The organism is Pseudarthrobacter cellobiosi (assembly GCF_023913755.1).
Classification (GTDB): Bacteria; Actinomycetota; Actinomycetes; order Actinomycetales; family Micrococcaceae; genus Arthrobacter; species Arthrobacter cellobiosi.
The window spans coordinates 114,422-134,182 of the sequence record NZ_JAMXBJ010000041.1 but is presented as its reverse complement, the minus strand read 5'-3'; the positions used below and the strand labels follow the sequence as shown (position 1 = coordinate 134,182).

17 protein-coding genes and 1 pseudogene are annotated in these 19,761 nt (G+C 64.9%); 14 read left to right on the top strand and 4 right to left on the bottom strand.

The features are described from left to right. Positions 1-115: 115 nt before the first annotated feature. From NG696_RS08710 to NG696_RS08690, 5 genes are all read left to right on the top strand, one after another. On the top strand, positions 116-820 hold the full coding sequence (locus NG696_RS08710) for a FadR/GntR family transcriptional regulator (RefSeq protein WP_248763112.1): 705 nt from the start codon (positions 116-118) through the stop codon (positions 818-820). A 105-nt stretch (positions 821-925) separates the two neighbouring features. After that, positions 926-1,135: a dodecin gene (locus NG696_RS08705; protein WP_056347910.1), complete on the top strand. Its 210-nt coding sequence runs from the start codon at positions 926-928 to the stop codon at positions 1,133-1,135. A gap of 254 nt (positions 1,136-1,389) precedes the next feature. Beyond that, positions 1,390-2,211 (top strand): aldo/keto reductase, encoded by an 822-nt coding sequence (locus tag NG696_RS08700; RefSeq protein WP_252568110.1) that lies wholly within the window; start codon positions 1,390-1,392, stop codon positions 2,209-2,211. A gap of 89 nt (positions 2,212-2,300) precedes the next feature. Further along, positions 2,301-3,272 (top strand): aldo/keto reductase, encoded by a 972-nt coding sequence (locus NG696_RS08695; RefSeq protein ID WP_252568106.1) that lies wholly within the window; start codon positions 2,301-2,303, stop codon positions 3,270-3,272. Next, complete coding sequence (locus NG696_RS08690; RefSeq protein WP_252568104.1) at positions 3,266-4,324, top strand: SDR family oxidoreductase; 1,059 nt, start codon at positions 3,266-3,268, stop codon at positions 4,322-4,324. Before NG696_RS08695 ends, NG696_RS08690 begins: the two co-directional genes overlap by 7 nt. On the opposite strand, the gene NG696_RS21100 is transcribed toward NG696_RS08690, so the two are convergent. Beyond that, positions 4,252-4,665 carry a nuclear transport factor 2 family protein gene (locus NG696_RS21100; protein WP_374211200.1) on the bottom strand — a complete coding sequence of 138 codons (414 nt, stop codon included), beginning with the start codon at positions 4,663-4,665 and terminating at the stop codon, positions 4,252-4,254. The two genes, NG696_RS08690 and NG696_RS21100, sit on opposite strands and share 73 nt — an antisense overlap. Before the next feature lie 65 nt (positions 4,666-4,730). Here NG696_RS21100 and NG696_RS08685 point away from each other — a divergent pair. The 4 genes and pseudogenes from NG696_RS08685 to NG696_RS08670 form a co-directional block, all read left to right on the top strand. Continuing rightward, positions 4,731-5,378 (top strand): annotated as a pseudogene (locus tag NG696_RS08685) (rhamnogalacturonan lyase family protein); the annotation flags it as partial. A gap of 28 nt (positions 5,379-5,406) precedes the next feature. Then, positions 5,407-6,240 carry an aldo/keto reductase gene (locus tag NG696_RS08680; protein ID WP_252568101.1) on the top strand — a complete coding sequence of 278 codons (834 nt, stop codon included), beginning with the start codon at positions 5,407-5,409 and terminating at the stop codon, positions 6,238-6,240. A gap of 134 nt (positions 6,241-6,374) precedes the next feature. Beyond that, positions 6,375-6,641 (top strand): GlsB/YeaQ/YmgE family stress response membrane protein, encoded by a 267-nt coding sequence (locus tag NG696_RS08675; protein ID WP_248763117.1) that lies wholly within the window; start codon positions 6,375-6,377, stop codon positions 6,639-6,641. 110 nt (positions 6,642-6,751) lie between these two features. Then, the gene (locus NG696_RS08670) at positions 6,752-7,285 is read left to right on the top strand and encodes a hypothetical protein (RefSeq protein ID WP_252568099.1); all 534 of its coding nucleotides are present in this window, start codon (positions 6,752-6,754) and stop codon (positions 7,283-7,285) included. Between the two features lie 149 nt (positions 7,286-7,434). Here the strand turns inward: NG696_RS08670 and NG696_RS08665 are convergent, their stop codons facing one another. Beyond that, positions 7,435-8,010 carry a DM13 domain-containing protein gene (locus tag NG696_RS08665; RefSeq protein WP_252568097.1) on the bottom strand — a complete coding sequence of 192 codons (576 nt, stop codon included), beginning with the start codon at positions 8,008-8,010 and terminating at the stop codon, positions 7,435-7,437. A gap of 138 nt (positions 8,011-8,148) precedes the next feature. Here NG696_RS08665 and NG696_RS08660 point away from each other — a divergent pair, with 138 nt between their 5' ends. Both NG696_RS08660 and NG696_RS21195 read left to right on the top strand, forming a co-directional pair. Then, positions 8,149-9,687, top strand: a complete 1,539-nt coding sequence (locus NG696_RS08660) for a DUF222 domain-containing protein (RefSeq protein WP_252568094.1) — start codon at positions 8,149-8,151, stop codon at positions 9,685-9,687. Beyond that, positions 9,597-9,962, top strand: a complete 366-nt coding sequence (locus NG696_RS21195; RefSeq protein ID WP_308291957.1) for an HNH endonuclease signature motif containing protein — start codon at positions 9,597-9,599, stop codon at positions 9,960-9,962. Before NG696_RS08660 ends, NG696_RS21195 begins: the two co-directional genes overlap by 91 nt. Before the next feature lie 84 nt (positions 9,963-10,046). On the opposite strand, the gene NG696_RS08650 is transcribed toward NG696_RS21195, so the two are convergent. After that, entirely contained in the window at positions 10,047-10,868 is an 822-nt protein-coding gene (locus NG696_RS08650; protein WP_252568091.1) for a putative protein N(5)-glutamine methyltransferase, read from the bottom strand. A gap of 322 nt (positions 10,869-11,190) precedes the next feature. On the opposite strand from NG696_RS08650, the gene NG696_RS08645 reads away from it, so the two are divergent. Next, positions 11,191-14,202 carry an alpha-amylase family glycosyl hydrolase gene (locus tag NG696_RS08645; RefSeq protein ID WP_252568360.1) on the top strand — a complete coding sequence of 1,004 codons (3,012 nt, stop codon included), beginning with the start codon at positions 11,191-11,193 and terminating at the stop codon, positions 14,200-14,202. A 94-nt stretch (positions 14,203-14,296) separates the two neighbouring features. On the opposite strand, the gene NG696_RS08640 is transcribed toward NG696_RS08645, so the two are convergent. After that, positions 14,297-14,989, bottom strand: coding sequence for a GntR family transcriptional regulator (locus NG696_RS08640; RefSeq protein WP_252568089.1), 693 nt, complete (start codon positions 14,987-14,989; stop codon positions 14,297-14,299). Positions 14,990-15,143: 154 nt separating this feature from the next. Here NG696_RS08640 and NG696_RS08635 point away from each other — a divergent pair, with 154 nt between their 5' ends. Continuing rightward, on the top strand, positions 15,144-16,922 hold the full coding sequence (locus tag NG696_RS08635) for an L-lactate permease (protein ID WP_252568088.1): 1,779 nt from the start codon (positions 15,144-15,146) through the stop codon (positions 16,920-16,922). Then, complete coding sequence (locus tag NG696_RS08630; RefSeq protein ID WP_252575164.1) at positions 16,922-19,747, top strand: FAD-binding and (Fe-S)-binding domain-containing protein; 2,826 nt, start codon at positions 16,922-16,924, stop codon at positions 19,745-19,747. The genes NG696_RS08635 and NG696_RS08630 overlap by 1 nt, the downstream gene beginning before the upstream one ends. The last annotated feature ends 14 nt before the right edge of the window (positions 19,748-19,761 follow it).

Below are 19,761 nucleotides of genomic sequence, written 5' to 3'. Positions count from 1 at the left end.
TATTGAGGTAACTGTAAGATGTCTGACATCTAACATTTCAAATAGTGTGGCACAGGACATAGAAACGCGCAAGTAGACTTGTCAGACATATCTGGCGACGCCGCAAGGGGGACATATGGCACGGAAATCACTGGTGGGCGTTGTTGCCGACGAACTCCTGGACCGGATCATTGCCGGGGACTTTCCACCCGGATCCAGCGTGCCCGGCGAGCTGGAACTCAGCGCCAGGCACGAGGTGAGCCGGATGACGGTGCGCGAGGCCATGAAAACCCTGGAAGCGCAGCGGATCCTCAGCGTGGAACGCGGCCGCGGCACGTTCGTTAACCCGTTGAACCGGTGGGCTTCGCTGGAAGCTGTCCTGCGCGCCGCGTCAGAGGGACAAAACGAAGCCGCCGCCTCCGTGCAGCTCATTGAACTGCGCCGAATGCTTGAAACCGGGGCGTGCGAGCTCGCGGCGGCGCGGATCAGCGACGCCGACATCCAGGCGCTGTTCGGCCATGTAGCGGCGATGCGGGCCGCCCATGAGGTCAACGACATTGCCGCCTTCGTGGAGGCTGATCTGGCATTCCACGACCTGATCCTGCGCGCTTCGGAGAACGTTTTTGTGGCGGTCCTTTTCGCACCGCTGCACCGGGTGCTGGAAAAGCGCCGGGCCGAAACATCGGCCGTGCCAACCATCCAGGAGCATGCCATCGGGCACCACCAGAACATCGCCGAGGCCCTGGAATCGCGTAATCCGAGCCGGTCGCGCGAAGCCATGGACCTGCACATGCAGCAGACCCTGGATGACCTCAAGAACCTGGTGCTCGAAGCTCCCTAACCAGAGTCCACGCCGACGTATTGGCTCTGGCCACGCCTGAGAAGTGCCACTAGTGTTCAAGAACGGCCCGCAACCGGGAATCGAAGGCGATCACGAGGAGCGAAGTTGTCCAACCACACGTACAGCATTACTGAAATTGTCGGCACCTCCGAAGAAGGCGTGGACGCGGCAGTCCGCAACGGGATCGCCGAGGCCGCCAAGACCTTGCGCAACCTGGACTGGTTCGAGGTCAAGGAAATCCGCGGTCACCTCGAAGACGGCAAAGTTGCCGACTGGCAGGTACGGATCAAGCTCGGTTTCCGCCACGAAGGCTGACCTGCCTGAGTTTTAGGAGTGATGGCCGCGTCCTTTGGGCGCGGCCATCACTGTTTAGCCATTCGGCACGGCCCTGCCAGGCACTTCCTACAACGAAGGTAGGACTGCCAGTCCTAGGAAAAGCAGGGACATGGTCAAGGACTGACTATCGGCGCGAAAGTGCATAGGCTCGTACCGGAGCAGTTCCCGAAAGCGGTTTCCGGCCGGATATCCCGGGCCAGGAACCACCCTTCAGCACTACGAGGAGTACCCCCATGTCAGAAATCCCGCTGAACAACGGCGTCACCATCCCGCAGCTCGGCTTCGGCGTTTTCCAGGTTCCGCCGGAAGACACCCAGCGGGTCGTTGAGGATGCCCTGGCAGCCGGCTACCGCCACATCGACACCGCCGCCGGATACCGTAACGAAGCAGGTGTGGGCGCTGCCATCGCAGCCTCGGGCATTCCGCGCGAGGAAATCTTCGTGACCACCAAGCTCCGCAACGGCGACCAGGGCCGGGCCCGGGACGCATTCCAGGACACCCGCGAGGCGCTGGGTCTCGACTTCGTGGACCTCTATCTCATCCACTGGCCGGTTCCGTCGCAGGGCCTCTATGTCCAGGCCTGGAAGGAGTTGGAGAACCTGTATGCCGCCAAGGACATCCGTGCCATCGGCGTCTCGAACTTCCTCGCCGACCACTTGGACACCCTGCTCGAGTCCACGGACGTGGTACCGGCCGTGAACCAGATCGAGCTGCACCCCAGCTACCAGCAGGCCGAACTGGCCGCCAAGAGCCGAACCCTCGGGATTGCGGTGGAGGCCTACAGCCCGCTGGGCCAGGGCGGCGACCTCAACGGAAACGCCGTCACCGCTGTCGCGCAGGCGCACAACGCAACCACCGCCCAGGTGGTCCTTGCCTGGCACCTGGCCGCCGGCACCATCGTCATTCCCAAGTCGGTCAACCCGTCCCGTATCCGCGAAAACTTCGCGGCCGCGTCCCTGACACTGACCGACGACGAACTCGCCTCCATCACCGCCCTCGAGCGGGGCGCGCGCATCGGTTCCGATCCCGCCGTCGCCGCTTTCACGCAGCTGTAGCCGCCGCTGACCGAGCCTGCCAGCACCGATTCCGGCGGCTCGGTCACCGGGTTCCGATAGGTCCACCCACCAACGAAGGATTCCCCCCCATGCAGTTCACGCACTTGGGCCGCTCCGGCCTGAAAGTTTCCCGCCTGTGCCTGGGCACCATGAACTTCGGCCCGCACACCGACGAAGCTGACGCACACAACATCATGGATACCGCCCTGGACGCCGGCATCAACTTCTTCGACACGGCCAACGTCTATGGCGGCAGCGGGCACCGGGGCTGGACCGAGGAAATCATCGGCCGCTGGTTCGCGAAGGGCGGCGAGCGCCGCGAACGGACCGTCCTGGCCACCAAGCTGTACGGCACCATGACCGACCGGCCCAACGAGTCCAAGCTGTCCGCGCTGAACATCCGGCGTGCCCTGGACGCCAGCCTGAAGCGCCTCCAGACGGACTACATCGATGTGTACCAGTTCCATCACATTGACCGGGACACGCCCTGGGACGAGATCTGGCAGGCCATCGAAGTGGCCGTCCAGCAGGGCAAGATCCTCTACTCAGGCAGCAGCAACTTCGCCGGCTGGCACATCGCCCAGGCACAAGAAGCCGCCCGCCGCCGGAACTACACCGGGCTGGTCAGCGAGCAGTCCATCTACAACCTGTTCCGCCGCGAAGTGGAACTCGAGGTCATCCCCGCGGCACAGCAGTACGGCCTGGGCCTTATCCCGTGGTCCCCGCTCCAGGGCGGGCTGCTGGGCGGCGTCCTGAAGAAGGAACGCGCGGGCGTCCGGCGCACCGAAGGACGTGCTGCCGAAACCCTCAAGCAGCACCGGGACCAGATCCAGCAGTTCGAGGATCTTGCGGACGGACTGGGCCACGAACCCGGCGATATCGCGCTCGCCTGGCTGCTTCACCAGCCTGCTGTCACCGCGCCGATCGTGGGGCCACGCACGCAGGGACAGCTCGACGCCGGCATCCGGGCGTTGGAGGTCACGCTCGACGCCGAGGCACTCAAGCGGCTCGACGACATCTTCCCGGGCCACCGCCCGGCACCGGAGGACTACGCATGGTGACCCTGTCGGATCCGGCGGCGTTGGATTCCGCGGCATACACCGTGGCGCCACGGAGCATCCTCTTCCTGGGCGGCACCGGGGTGATCAGCGCCGCAGCGGCGGAACGCGCCGTCGTACTGGGACACCGGGTGACCATCCTCAACCGCGGCCAATCAGGCAAGCCGGTACCGGACGGCGCGGAGGTCCTGCGCGCGGACATCCGCGACCAGGACGCTGTTCGGGCGGTGCTGCAGGACAGGGGGTTCGACGCCGTTGCGGACTTTATTGCCTTCACCCCAGATCAGGCGCGCTCCAGTATGGAACTGTTCCGGGGCCGGACCGGCCAGTACGTGTTCATCAGCACGGCGTCGGCCTACCAGAAGCCGCCCACCCGGCTGCCGATCCTGGAATCCACTCCGCTGAAAAATCCGTTCTGGCAGTATTCACGGGACAAGATCGCGTGCGAGGACCTCTTGTTCGAGGCCTACCGGTCAGATGATTTTCCGGTCACCGTGGTGCGTCCTTCACATACGTACGACCGCACGAGGGTGGGCCTGGTGGGCGGCTGGACGGATATTCACCGGATGCGCACCGGCCAGCCCGTCATGGTGCACGGAGATGGCACTTCGCTCTGGACCGTGACCCACGCCAAGGACTTCGCGAAGGCCTTCGTGGGACTGCTCGGCAGGCCGCAGGCAGTGGGCGAGAGCTACACCATCACGTCGGATGAGTACCTGCCGTGGAACCAGATCTACGGCTTGTTTGCGCGGGCGGCCGGGGTTGCTGAACCGGAATTGGTCCATGTGCCGTCGGACACCATCGCCGCGCGTAGCGCCGGGCACAGCCCCCATCTGGGGCCAAGCCTCCTCGGCGACCGCGCCCACTCCGTAGTTTTCGACAACGCCAAGATCAAAGCCCTGGTGCCTGGCTTTGCCGCCACCATCCCGTTCGCGGACGGGACCCGGGAGGTCGTTGACTGGCATGACAGCCACCCGGAACTTCAGGTGGTGGACCAGTCGTTTATGGATCTGAGTGATCGGCTGATCAGGTGGGCGCGAAGGGCGGCTGACTGACGGTGCGGCCGCTGCGCCTCCTGTGGCGTAGCGGCATTAGGCCTTTTCAACCCACTGGGCCCGCCACTCGTGTGCCTCGAAGGTTTCGCTCCAGCAGGCCGTCTCCTTGGCGATTCTGCCGTCCCGGAATTCGAAGATGAACACCGTTTCGTATGCGGACCGTTGTAGTCCAGCAGGGCTTCGGCCACCTCCAGGTTCCCGCCGCTCAGCATCCGGCGCGGTGTGATGGTGGGCAGCTGCGGGAAGGCGTTGTAGATTCCCCGCCGGTTTTCCGCGCCGCGCACAACTTCCCCGGATTGCGGCCAATGCATCACGGCGTCGTTGTGAAACAGCTCGTCCATGACCTCAATGCGGCGGTCGTTGATGCACGCGATCAGCCGGTTGACCACGTTCTCATTAGCGTTAATGGGCTGCCGACATGACAACCCAGATCATCAACGGATCCGGCGACCAGGCCCCCACCATTGACGACTGGAAGCGCGGCAGGCTGCTCACCGCCACGGACACCCGGACCAACAACGGTACCAAAGGCACGCCGAGCCTCGTGGCAGACGTAGTGGGTGACTGGCGCGAGGAAATGCTGGTCCGGACGGCCGACAGCTCAGCGCTCCGCATGTACCTAAGCACCGAAGTGACCAACCACAAGCTCTACACGCTTATGCACGACCCCCAGTACCGGGCGGAGGTAGCCCGGCAGAACACCACCTACAACCAGCCGTCCTACACGGACTTCTATCTGGCCTCGGACATGGACTTCGGTGATGTGCCGCTGCGCACGGCCTGGCTCCCGGGCAGCGTGAAGGCCCTCCATCAGGCTTTGGAGGACCTGGTTGAGTCCGGCGACGTGGCGGGCCCGGTCGCAAAGCAGCTGGCAGCGGGTGTGCAGCAGGCGGCAAAGGCAGTGGACGACGGCGATGCCTCCCAAGCGGCGCACGCCATCCAGCGCTTCGTGAAGTTCCTGGACCAGCAAAAGAAGCCCGATCACGTATCCGAGGTGGCACGAACAGTACTCGACCACCAGGCCGGAAATATTCTCCGGGCATTCGAAGGCTAGGAAGGCGAAAGCACGGCAGACTGTTGAAATGACTCTCTCACCGCTCATCATGCTCAATGACGGCTACAGCATCCCGCAGCTGGGGCTCGGCACCTGGCCGCTGGACGACGAACAGGTGACTGCCGCCGTCGTACAGGCCCTGGAAGCCGGGTACCGGCACATCGATACGGCAGTGAAATACGGCAATGAGGAAGGGGTCGGGAACGGCATCCGCGCAGGCGGGGTGGACCGAAGCGAAATCTTCGTCACCACCAAGCTGGACGGCCAGTTCCAAGGCGAGGACCGCGCGGTGGCGGGGTTGGAGGGGTCACTGACCCGCATGGGGCTGGACTACGTGGACCTGCTGCTGATCCACTGGCCGCTCCCTGCGCGTGATGATTTCGTCTCGACGTGGAAAACGTTTGAGCGGCTGCAGGCGGAGGGCAAAGTCCGGTCCATCGGCGTCTCCAACTTCAAGCCGGCACACCTGGAACGGCTGCTGGCCGAAACCGACGTTGTGCCTGCAGTGAACCAGATCCAGCTGAGCCCGGCGATTACCCGCGAGGCGGAACGGGAGTTCAATGCCGGGCATGGAATTGTCACGGAATCGTACAGCCCGCTGGGCGGGTCGGGGGCAAGCCTGCTGACCGCTCCCCTCCTTTCGCAGCTTGGTGAAAAATACGACAAGACCCCGGCTCAACTGGTGCTGCGCTGGCATATTGAGAAGGGACTTGTAGTCATTCCAAAATCTGGAAATCCCGAGCGGATGCAGGAAAACCTGGACATCTTCGATTTCTCCCTGGATCGGCAGGATCTCGCGGAACTTGCCATCCTGGACGAGGGGCCCGGCGCCGGCAACGATTCGGACTCAACAGGGCACTGAGAGAGGGCCCGAACAGGCTTTCCGCGGGGATTCAGAGTGGCGAAAAGAAAGTAAGCATGATTAGTATTGGGGCAGAGGGATGAAGCGTGCCCGGGATCGGGCACCTCCCTGATGTAGGAAGAAGGAACGACAAAATGGGTTTCTTTGCATTTTTGATTCTTGGCCTTATTGCCGGCGCGATCGCTAAGGCGATCCTTCCGGGCAAGCAGGGTGGCGGCTGGATCATCACCCTCATCCTGGGCGTCGTTGGTGCGTTCCTCGGCGGCTGGCTCGGCGGGATGATTTTCGGTACTGGCCTGCAGGAGTTCTTCTCGCTGCAGACCTGGCTGCTCGCGATCGCCGGCTCGATCATCGTGCTGCTGGTTTACGGCATGATCACGAAGCGCAGCGTCCGCAGCTAACTTCGTCACCGGCATGAATACCGGCCCTGGGACAACATCCCGGGGCCGGTTTTCTTTCCCCGGCCAAGCGGATCGGGGACCGACACCTTCTCAACGAGCAGGAGTTCACCATGAAATCAAAACTTCTTTTAGGTATTGGCATCGCGGCAGGTTACGTCCTGGGATCGCGGTCCGGCCGGGCGGCGTACGACAAGCTCAAGGCCAGGGCGGCGAGCATCTGGGACAGCAAGCCGGTCCAGGACAAGGTCAGTGCCGCCACGGAGGCCATCAAGGAGAAGGCTCCCGAGGTGGCAGACCAGCTCGGTGAGGCCGCGCGCCGGGCGGGCACGGTCATCGGCTCGGCCGTCCACCACGACACCGCGTCGGGTGACGGCAAGTCCAAAGCGTCCGACGCCGGCACCTCCGTGGGCGCCTCCGGCACCGCTGCGTCTGGCAGCGCTGCGGCCGGCAGCGCTGCGGCCGGCGGTACTGCGGTGGGCGATCACGTTCCCGCCCACAGCACACACCCGGAAACGGTGAACCTGGGGACATCGGACGTTGAGTCAGACCCCGCATTCAATGACAACCAGGGCCAGGACTGGTCCGGTGAAGGCGGCGCCACTCCTGGCGGCGCAGCCACGAACGTTGACCCCCGGCGGGAATGATCCGGGATCGTTGCCGGGACGTTACGCGGGATTCGCCGTGTGACACGGAAGGCACGTTGAAATTGTGCTAAAAATGGTCGTTGCTGGCCGCCGCGCTCCTTGGGGGACGCGGCGGCCAGCCACGTTTCACATCATGGCCAGATGCCGTCTCAGGTGACCAGCTCGGCCGCACCGAACGAGACGCTGAACTGAACGCACCACAGGTCAACTGACGGGTACTTCGACAGATCAACGTCGGCGGGAATCCGGTAAACCTGATTGCCCTGATTTCCCTTGATCAGGCCGAGGTCGTAGTAATCAGCGGAGCCGGCGGTGAACCAGCCTGCCGTCCCTTCCACCACGTGGGCGGCACTTAACCAGACGTGCACATCCGGACCATTGGACGTATCGAGGTTTTCGAGCGTGAGCAGCCTGACGCCGTCAGGCTGCTGTACGATCCGGACAGTTCCCGTGGTGGCGTGTTCATGGCTGATCAGCGTACCCACAGCAAGCTGCACCGGGCCTGCAGGCATGGGTGCCGGAGTCGGCGCCAAGGGTGTAGGCGGAGTCGTTTGTGTTTGCGCTGGACTGCTGGCCACGATGGGGAGCTGTTCATCCACTCTCACGTCCACAAAGAGAAGCCAGGGCTTGAACAGCACAAGCCCAATCACCAGCCCTACCGTGGCAAGGGCCGCCGCAGCGATCATCCAGGTCCGGCGTCGGTTTGGACTCTGCTTTCGACTCATGGACTTTCCGCTCATGGAATCATCGTCCGCGTATCCGGCGACTGGCGCAACGCATCAGCCGTAGCCGGAATTTGCGGCTTTTTGGAGCTCAACCGCAGTACTGGCTTAAATGTCGTACCCCCTTGGCAGAGTATTCCCATGGAAGCTTTCGGGGATCAACTCGCGGACGGCGGTGACACCGCCATGCTGACGGCCGACGCCGGACTGGCTGCGGCGATCGCCTCGGTGAACGCTGCCGCCTCGTCTGCTCCCGGGACCCTGGCGATGACCAGCTACGTCGAAGCTGCCGATTTCGCCAGCCTCGTCGAGGACCTCTCCCGGACCGTGGACTACCTCCAGATCCTCGCCGCGGGCGCCGTGGACCGCACCCGCACCCAGGCCATCACCACAGCGGCAGCCACCCGGACCACCTGGGACTGGGTCACCGGGTGGGACAACGGCGTCGAAGCCCTGAACGAAACCGACGCCGCCTGGCCCTCCGGGACCACCGCGGAAATCGCGGGGACCACCGCCGGGAGCACCCGGGCCGTTCCGGGGTCACCGGCCGATGACGGCTGCAAGAACACCGCCGAATTCCTGCGCCTCCGGCTCCGGATCGGGCGCAGCGAAGCCCAGCGCCGCATCCACCTCGCCCACAGCATCCTGCCCGCAACCACCCTCACCGGAGACCCCGTACCCCCAATGAGGGAACACCTCGCCGCAGCCCTCACCCCCGCCTCCACTACCGGCAGCCCGGCAGAGACCAGCGGCGACGCCGACACCGACGACCTAATCCGGCCGCACGCCGTGCCAGGGTCCGGGCCCGTGGTCTCCTCCCGCGCCGGGACCATCATCAGCGCCACCCTGGACCGCCTCAAACACCACACCACCCCGGAGAACCTGGACCGGATCGAACACGACCTCACGCACACCGCCGCCACCACAGACCCCGATTTCCTGACCCGCGTCGCCCGCCGCTGGGCCGACACCATCGACGCCGACGGCACCGAACCCATCGAAGAAGCACTCCGCCACACCCAAGGCGCGTTCATCCGCAAACCCCGCCATGGCCTCCACCACCTCGAAATCTTCGCCACCACCGACCAATACGAACACCTCGCCACCGTCATGAACGCCGCCACCAACCCCCGCACCACCACGGGCACAGAAACCGGCACAGAAACCGTCGCAGCCACGGGCACGGAAGCCGCGTCCGGGAGCGGCGACCCCGGCCCCGGGCAGGGCAACAATGTCTGGCAGGACACCGACCTCGATCTGGACCGGCGCACCCGCTCCCAGAAACAACTCGACGGCATCGTCGGCGCCCTCAAAGCCGCCCTCAGCACCAACTTGCTGCCCACCAGCGGCGGGAACCGCCCCCAGATCCTCGCCACCATCAACTACCACGACCTCCTCCCCCACCCAGCCACAGCCACCGGCGCTGGCGACGGATTGGCGGCAGGAACAGGCACAGACAGCAACAGCGGTAATGGGATTAGCACGGCGGCGCAGGTACTGGTACTGGTCTTGGTATTGGCACGGGCAGCTTCACGTTCACCGGGCCCGTCGCGGCAACCACCCTCCGCAAACTCGCCTGCGACGCCGACATCATCCCCGTCCTACTCGGCACCAACGGCGAAATCCTGGAACTCGGCCGCAAAACCCGGCTCTTCACCCCCGCCCAGCGCCTCGCCCTGACCGCCCGCGACCAGGGCTGCACCTTCCCCAACTGCACCATCCCAGCGCCCTGGTGCGCAGCCCACCACATCACCTACTGGTCACGGCAAGGCCCCACCAACGTCGGCAACGGCGCCCTGCTCTGCTCCCATCACCACCACCTCATCCACAAAGAACAATGCACCATCCACACCCGCAACGGCGTCCCCTGGTTCACACCCCCACGCCACATCGACCCCGCCCAAAAACCCCAACAAAACCACTACTTCAAACCACCACCCCCACAACGCGAATAGACACTTCCACAGCGCGAAAAGGCGGCCACAACGCGAATGGGCAGCCGCCACCGCAGGAAGTGGTACCTGCCGGCGCACCCGTTACTAAGGCCGTCCGACTACGACGGTGCCGTCCAGTTCTTCCGAGCGGACAATCCTCACCGCGAAGCCCGCATGCGCCAGGATCGACGACGTCGCTGCGGACTGCCGCTCGCTGGTTTCGATGATGAGATGCCCGCCCGGTCGCAGCCATTCGTTGGCCACCGCAGCGACGCGGCGGTGGAACTCGAGTCCGTCCGTGCCGCCGTCGAGCGACCACAACGGCTCGTGATCGCGTGCCTCGTGCGGCATGGAATCGATAGCGCCGGTGGGGACATAGGGGGCGTTGACAGCCAGAACACGGATCCGCCCCTTGACGGCGGGCGGCAGTGCATCGAACAGGTCGCCCTGGTGGACCTCACCACCCACGCTGCCAATGTTCCGGCGGGCGCAGGCCACAGCAGCCGGGTCAATGTCCGCCGCATGGAGCTCCAGGCCCGCAATACTGTACGCGATGGCAGCACCCACCGCACCGGACCCGCAACAAAGATCCACAACAACGGAGGGCTCCAGGCCATCCTTGCCCTCCTGCATCGGGTCCGCCGAGAGCAGGGCTGCGGCCTCATTCACCAACAGCCCGGTCCGGCGGCGCGGAACAAAAACCCCGGCATCGAGCTCAATCCGGAGACCGCAGAACTCGGCCCAGCCCAGGATGTGCTCCAGCGGATACCCGGCAACCCGCCGCTCCACCGCCGCAGCGATTTCGGCCGGGCCGGACACCGCGGTGAGGAGAAGCCGGGCTTCCTCCTCCGCGAAGACGCACCCGGCGGAGCGAAGCCGCTCAGCGATCCCAGCAAGGGACTCAACATCCAATTCAGTGGCTGACATGGGTACACCTTCCGCAATCCGATGGGCGCCGAGCGCCGTCGCCCGCCTCTGAATGTACGCGAAGGTAGCCCCTGGCCGCCTGTCTAAAAAGACTGGATTTATTCAGTGCAAGCGCTTACAGTGTGGCGTGGTTCACCTGGCGATCGTTCCCTGATTGCCCGCACGAACCGCACATCTGACCACCAACTGACGCCACCACACTCGCATCTCCACAGCAGCCTGAACAGCATCGCCGCTACCAGGAAGGTCTCCTGACGTGAACACACGCACCCGCAAAGGCTCCATCCAACGCCTTAACCACCCGCTGACAACATGGCTGGGGCTGCTCGCCGCAGCCGTAGTCGCTTCCACTTCTGTCCTCCCCGTGCACGCGGCGCCGGACCCGAACGACCCGGGGTCGTCGTCGGCCCTTCACTCACTCCGTGCCCCTGTGACGGACGAGAATTTCTACTTTGTGATGGCTGACCGCTTCAGCAACGGGGACGCAACCAATGACGACGGCGGTCTGGGCAGCGACCCCATGGTGTCCGGCTTCAATCCCACAAAAAAGGGCTTCTATAACGGCGGCGACCTGGCCGGCCTGCGGGACAAGATCGACTACATCCAGGGCCTGGGCACCACGTCCATCTGGCTCACCCCCAGCTTCAAGAACAAGGCGGTGCAACCCGAGGACAAGTCAGCCGGCTATCACGGCTACTGGATCACCGACTTCACCCAGATCGACCCCCATCTCGGCACCAACGACGAGCTGAAGGCCCTCATCGACGAAGCCCACTCGCGCGGCATGAAGGTGTATTTCGACATCATCACCAACCACACCGCGGACGTGATCGGCTACGAAGAGGGCGCCCGCAAGACCTACGTTTCCAAGGACGCCGAGCCGTACAAGTCGGCTGCCGGCGACGAGTTCGACGACCGCGACTTCGCAGGCTCCCACGACTTCCCGGAGCTTGATGTCAAGACGTCCTTCCCTTACGTCCCCGTTCTGGATAAAGCCGAGGAGAACCTGAAGGTCCCCGCCTGGCTGAACGATCCCACGCTGTATCACAACCGCGGAGACACCACCTTTGTAGGCGAGGACTCCTACTACGGCGACTTCTTCGGCCTCGATGACCTCTTCACCGAGAACCCCAAAGTGGTGGACGGCATGGAGGAGATCTACAAGACCTGGATCGGCGATTTCGGCGTGGACGGCTTCAGGATAGACACCATGAAGCACGTCAACAACGAGTTCTGGCAGGAATTCGGCCCGGAGGTGCTGAGCTACGCGAAGGCGCAGGGCAAGGACGAGTTCTTTATGTTCGGCGAAGTCTTCGACACAACCAAGTCCTTCACCTCCCAGTTCACCACGCGCAACCAGATGCAGGCCGTGCTGGACTTCCCGTTCCAGGAGGCCGCCCGGAACTTCGCGTCCAAGAGCCAGGACACCCGCTCGCTGGAGACCTTCTTCGCCGACGACGACTGGTACACCGATGCCGATTCCAACGTCTACCAACTGCCCACCTTCCTGGGCAACCACGACATGGGCCGCATCGGCAGCTTCATCGCGGCCGACAACCCGGGCTCAGACGACAAGGAGCAGGTGGCCCGCGACCAGCTGGCCCACGAGCTGATGTACCTCTCCCGCGGCAATCCGGTCATTTACTACGGCGACGAGCAGGGCTTCACCGGCCCCGGCGGCGACCAGGACGCACGGCAGACGTTGTTCGCCAGCCAGGTGCCGGAGTACCTCGACGACGACCTGCTGGGCACCGACGCAACGCACGCCACCGACAACTTCAACGCCGACCACCCGCTGTACTCCAAGATCAGCCAACTCGCCGCCCTGACCAAGGACCACCCTGCCCTGCGCGACGGCGCCCACCAGCACCGCTACGCCTCCGTGGGGCCCGGGATCTACGCCTTCTCCCGCACCGATGCGGAGGACCAGCGTGAGTATGTCGTAGCCCTGAACAACAGCGAACAGCCGCAGACGGCCGACGTGCCCACCTACATCGGCAAGCGCAGCTACACACGTATTTATGGGAGCACAGGTGCAGGCGCGGACAATGTGAAGACCTCAGCGGACGGAAAGCTGACAGTCACCGTCCCGCCGCTGTCGGCCGTGGTCTACCAGTCATCGGGCCGCATTCCGCACTCCAAGGCGGCTCCCGCCGTCGCACTCCAGGAACCTGCCGCCGCACCGGCGGATAACGGCCGGATCAACGTGACGGCCGACGTCGGCGGTGCTTCGTTCTACGAGGTCACCTTTGAGGCCAGGACCGCGGGCGGTGGCTGGGAGCCGATCGGCACCGACGACACAGCGCCGTACCAGGTGTTCCACGAGGTTGCTGCGTTGGATGCAGGCACCGTCCTCGAATACCGCGCCACAGTGCTGGACAACGGGGGCCACCGAGCCACCAGCCAGCCCCGGGCAGCCGCAGTTCCGGCGCCGGTCCTGACTATCCAGAAGCCTCTGGAAGGAAGCAGCGTGGAGGGGGCCGTTGAGCTCAGCGCAACGGCCGATCCGGAAAAGTCCAGCCACGTGGTGTCCTTCGAGCGCAGCGTGGCCGGCGGCGAGTGGACGGCCGTAGGCTCCGATGACTCCTCACCGGTGTACTCGGTCACCGATGACCTGGCGGCACTCGAGCTCGCGGACGGCACCCAGGTGCGCTACCGCGCGGCCACGAGCGGCCCCGGCTTCAGCGTGGTCAGCGAGCCGCGGACAGTAACGGTGGGCGAGGCTCCGCAGCCGGATTCGGTGACCGTGGCCGGGTCGCTGAACTCCGAGATGGGCTGCCCTGCCGATTGGGACCCGGCCTGCACAGCGGCGTTCATGACCCTGGACCCGGCGGACAACATCTGGCGGCTGACGGTGGACCTGCCGGCCGGGCAGTACGAGTACAAGGCCGCGCTCAACGGCAACTGGGACGTGAACTATGGCGCCGGCGGAGTCCTTTTCGGCAGCAACATCGTGTTGGACCACCCCGGCGGGGCCGTCACATTCCGCTACGACAACAGCACACACGTCCTCAGCGCCGGGTACGCCTCGCAACAGCCGGGTGCTGTTGCCATCGCGGGAAGCGTGGACAACGAACTCGGGTGCGGCGTCGACTGGGATCCCACCTGCGACCAGGCCCAGTTGATTCTGGATCCGGCAACGCTGGTGTGGAAACTGTCCGTTCCGGACCTGCCGGCCGGGACGTATGAGTTCAAGGCGGCGCTGAACCGCAATTGGGACGTGAACTACGGGGCTGGCGGGGTGCCCAACGGGGCCAACATCTCCTATACGCACGACGGCGGCGCGGTCACCTTCCGGTACGACCACGTCACCCACCTGCTCACGGCGGGTTAGGGCCCAGCACTGCGTATCATCGCGATGCGGGGCGCCGGCGGTCGTTCCGAGGTTTCGGAGCTCCGCATGGTGACCCCGCTTTGCGGTCTGCCAGTTACTCCTGCAACAGCCCTGACGGATACTCAGCCTCTGGGCCAGCAGTTCCCCCCATAGCGGCGACCAGCCGTTCACGCGCGCGCCCAAGGTGTTCGTCCAGCAATTCGGCGGCGGCCTCGCCCTGGCCGCCCTCGATCAGCTCGAGGATCTTCTGGTGTTCGGCCAGTATCAGCTCCGTGTCCAGGAGGTGCAGTGACTGGACCCGGACCATACACAGCCGCACCTCACCCACAAGCGAGCGGTACATCCGGCTGATGCGCTCATTGGCCACTCCGTCGATCAGGCTTGTATGGAAACGCATGTCAGGTTCCACAACATCCAGCGGCGCGCCCGACTTCAATGCCGCGATATCGCGGTTGGCCTGGACAGCCCCTTGCGGCACGTCCTTGGTGCGCGCCAGCCGGCGGAGTACTTCGCTTTCCAGATAGGCACGGGCCAGGTAAATGTCCCGCACCGACTCCGGCCCCAGGTCCACAACACGTGCGGTCTTGTGCGTGCCCCGGTCCAGCAGCCCCTCCGCCACGAGCTTCTCAATCGACGCCTTGGCGGTGGGGCGTGCCACTTCATACGACGTGGCGACGTCTGTCTCAGTGAGCGCCTCGCCGGAACCCAGGTCACCCGAGAAAACGCGGCTCCGCAGATCCGCAGCGATCGCGTCCACGATGGAGACTGCTGCAATACGGCCAACCATGCGCGCATCCTCTCTGGACTAAAACCATCTGAACTAAACCCAATTCCTTCAATCTTGCCAGACAAGTCAACACATACACTTGACCAACATGTGTACTTGTTAGACAATCGGAGGGCGCCACGGTGTTGTGACGCCTAACACAATCTGGAGACACATGTTTCAGCAGATCCTCGACCCCATTGCCGGGTCCCTAGTGATTTCCGCCCTTTTCGCGGCGCTTCCCCTCGTCCTGCTATTTGTTCTGCTGGGCGTTTTCAAGGTCAAGGCACCCAAAGCAGCCCTGGCCAGCCTCGCCCTGTGCCTCGTGCTGGCCACCGTTGGCTGGCAAATGCCGGTCAACCAGGCCCTAAGCGCCACCCTGGCCGGCATCTTCTACGGCTTGTTCCCCATCCTGTGGATCCTGGTGAATGCGCTGTGGATCTACCGGCTCACCGTGGCCACGCCTTGGTTCGAAGTGCTGGGACGCACCATCCGTTCCATCTCGAACGACCTCAGGATTTTGTCCATCCTGATCGCCTTCTGCTTCGGCGCCCTGCTGGAATCCCTGGCCGGCTTCGGCGCCCCCGTGGCCATCTCCGCCGCCATGCTGATGGCAGCCGGAATGAAGCCGCTGAAGTCAGCAATTGTCTCGCTGCTGGCCAACACCGCCCCGGTAGCCTTCGGCGCGATGGCCGCGCCGATCATCGCCCTGAACGGCGTCACCGGCCTGCCGCTCAATGAGCTTTCCTCGATGGCCGGACGCCAGACTCCGTTCATAGCCCTAATCGTTCCGCTGCTGCTGGTGTTCATCGTCGATGGCCGGCGCGGAGTGAAACAGACCTGGCCCGTGGCCCTCGTGGCAGGCGTCGCCTTCGGTGCCGCCCAGTTTGTCACCTCCAACTACTTCGCCGTGGAACTCACCGACGTTGTGGCCGCCGTGGTCACAGTGGCCGCCGTGCTCCTGCTGCTGAAGGTGTGGCAGCCGAAAGAAACCGTCGGAATGGGAGGCGCCGTTCAGGCCGCCCCGGAAGCAGCTGAGGCAGCCGCCGTCGGTGCTCGCGCAGAAACCCCCAGCGCCCGCGCAAGTGCCGGTTCAGGGAGCGGACCCAGCTCAAGACGCTCTGCCGAACGGCCTGCCTCGGGCAGCGCCGTGCCAACTGACAGTGCTGTGCCAACTGATAGTGGGGCGCCTACCGATAACACCCGGCCCGAACCGCGGCAGATCTGGATGGCGATCGCCCCTTATCTGATCATCATCGCGGTGTTCTCGGTGGCCCAGATTCCGTTCGTCAAGGCCTGGCTGAGCCAGGTTGGCAGCGTCACGTTCGCCTGGCCCGGACTGGACATCACCGACTCGGCCGGCAAGCCTGTCGCGGCCACGAAGTTCAAGCTGGACCACCTCAAGGCGACTGGCACCCTGCTGCTGCTTTCTGGCCTGCTCACCATGCTGCTGTACAAAATCACCGCATCGCAGGGCCTGCGCATCTACCGGGACACCCTGGTGCAGCTGCGCTGGACCATCGTCACGGTCACCGCCGTCCTGGGCCTGTCCTTCGTGATGAACCTCTCCGGCCAGACCACTACCCTTGGCTTCGCGCTGGCCTCCGCGGGCGGTTTCTTCGCCGTCCTCTCGCCGCTGATTGGCTGGATTGGCGTGGCACTCACCGGCTCCGACACATCCTCCAACTCGCTGTTCGGCCAGATGCAAGCCACCGCAGCGGAGCAGACCGGTCTTTCTCCGGTGCTGATGGCCGCCTCCAACTCCTCCGCAGGGGTGATGGGCAAGATGCTGTCGCTGCAGAACCTGGCCGTGGCCTCGGCCGCGGTGGGCCTTGACGGTGCAGAGGGCACCCTCTTCCGGAAGCTCCTCGGCTGGAGCCTCGGCCTGCTGGCGCTCATCACTGTGCTGATCTTCCTGCAGTCCACCCCCGTCCTGGGCTGGATGGTCCCCTGATGGCACCCCTGGACTTGGCTGGCCTCCGCGCGGCGGTGAAGGATCCCGCCCAGGTGAAGACCCGGGCCATCGACCTGCACGCGAACGCCCATGACGCCTCGCATTTCCTGCTGATCCCGCAAGCTGTGGTCATGGCCGGGAATGCTGCGGAAGTGGGCGGGCTGTTGCGTGCGAGCGCTGCCCAGGGTGTGCCGCTGACCTTCCGCTCCGGCGGAACCAGCCTGAGCGGCCAGGCGGTCACCAACGGCGTGCTGGTGGACGTGCGCCGCAACTTCCGGGACATCGAAGTGCTCGACGACGGCGCGCGGGTCCGCGTCCAGCCCGGCGTCACGGTCAGGGCTCTCAACGCGAGGCTCGCCCGCTACGGCCGTAAATTCGGCCCCGATCCGGCCAGTGAGGCGGCGTGCACGATCGGCGGTGTGGTGGCGAACAACTCCTCCGGCATGAACTGCGGGACGGTAGACAACACCTACCGCACCCTGGAGTCGTTGACCGTGGTCCTGCCCTCCGGCACCGTGATCGACACCGGGGCACCGGACGCCGACCAGAAACTCCGCGCCCTCGAGCCGGAACTCTATGCAGGCCTGGCCCGGCTGGCGGAGCGCATCCGGAACAACCCCGACTCCGTCGACCGGATCAGGCAGCAGTTTTCCATGAAGAACACCATGGGCTACGGCCTGAACTCCCTGCTGGACTACACGAGCCCGGTGGACATCATGGCCCACCTGATCGTAGGCAGCGAAGGCACCCTAGGTTTCGTGGCAGAGGCGGTTTTCCGCACCATCCCGCGGCTCCGGCACGCCGCCGCGGGCCTGCTGGTGTTCCCGGACCTTGAAGCCGCCAACGCGGCCCTGCCCGCCCTCGTCGAGACAGGCGCCGCCACCATTGAGCTGATGGATGCTCTGTCACTGAAGGTGGGCCAGACGCTCAAGGGAACTCCCGCCGTCGTGCAGGACCTGACGGTCCGGGATCATGCCGCACTGCTTGTGGAGTACTCCGCCAGCAGCGCCGGACATTTGGCGGAGCTCCAAGTCAACGGCGAGGGCATCCTCCAGGGCCTCGGGCTGTCCGCTCCGGCCCGGTTCACCGGCGACTCCCACGAACGCGGCCAACTCTGGCAGTTGCGCAAGGGCCTCTACGCCTCCGTCGCCGGTGCGCGGCCCCAGGGCACCACCGCGCTGCTCGAAGACATTGTGGTCCCCGTCCCGGTGCTGGGCCGCACCTGCCGGGAACTGATCCGGCTTTTCGACAAGTACAGCTACGGCAACAGCGTGATCTTCGGCCACGCCAAGGACGGCAACGTCCACTTCATGCTCACCGACGGTTTCGCCACCTCCGCAGAACTCGACCGTTACAGCGCCTTTACCGAAGACATGGTGGACCTGGTCCTGGCCGAGGGCGGATCCCTGAAGGCCGAGCACGGGACAGGGCGCGTCATGGCACCCTACGTCCGCAGGCAATACGGCGATGAGCTCTATGACGTCATGCGCAGCATCAAGCGGCTGTTCGACCCAACCGGGATGCTCAACCCGGGCGTGCTTATGGACGAAGACCCCATGGCGCACCTGCGGCACATCAAGACCGCGCCGCCGGTCGCCGAGGAAGTGGACCGCTGCGTCTCCTGCGGCTACTGCGAGCCGGTGTGCCCCAGCAAGGACATCACCCTGACGCCGCGGCAGCGGATCGTCACGCTGCGTGCCATCGAATCCGCGCGGCTGGCCGGGGACACGGCGCTGGTCAAGGACCTGGAAAAGGACTACGAGTACGAATCCGTGGACACCTGCGCCGTGGACGGAATGTGCCAGACCGCCTGCCCGGTGGACATCAACACAGGATCGCTCGTAAAGAAACTGCGGAAGGCCGACGCCGGCCCACTCGCCAACGGGGCGTGGAATGCCGCCGCCAAGCACTGGGAAGGCGTCACCCGTGGCGCTTCACTGGCGCTGACTGTGGTGGACAAGCTCCCGGCCGCCGCCATCGCCCCGCCCAACAAGGCCGCGCGGGCAGTGCTCGGCACAGATACGGTGCCGCTATATTCCGCGGAACTGCCGGGCGGGGGTTCCGTGCGGAAGCGTCCGACGTCGGCGGGCAAGGTGGACGCTGTCTACTTCCCTGCATGCGTGGGAACCATGTTCGGACCCGCGGGTACGTCTCAGGACGGCCAAGGGCACGGCGTCCAGTACAGCTTTGAACAGCTCTGTACCAGGGCAGGGATTACGCTCCTTGTCCCGGAAGGGATCGATGGCCTCTGCTGCGGCACGCCATGGTCCTCCAAAGGTATGGCCGCAGGCCAAAAAACGATGCGGGAGAAGACTCTGGCAGTCCTCCGGGAGGCAACCAGGGACGGCGAGCTGCCCATCGTCTGCGACGCGTCCTCCTGCACCGAGGGCCTGCGCCAGGCCGTCGAATCGGACACGCCGGCAGCAGGGCAGCGTCCACTGCGATTGGTGGACGCCGTGGACTTCGCCGCGGAACAGATCCTTCCTGGGCTGCCCGACCACGGGAAGCTGGAGTCCCTGGCCCTCCACCCCACCTGCTCCTCCACCAGAATGGGCCTCAACGATGCCCTCGGAGCCGTCGCCGGCGCCGTGGCCGATCGCGTGGAGGTCCCGGAAAACTGGGGCTGCTGCGCATTTGCCGGGGACAGGGGAATGCTGCACCCGGAACTGACGGCATCGGCAACCGAGAAGCAGGCCACAGAGGTGGCTGACATGGGCGCCGCGGCGCACGCCTCTTGCAACCGGACCTGCGAACTGGGCATGACCAGGGCAACGGGTGCGCAGTACCGCCACGTGCTGGAACTCTTGGAAGAGGTAACCCGCTGACGTAGGGCCAAAGC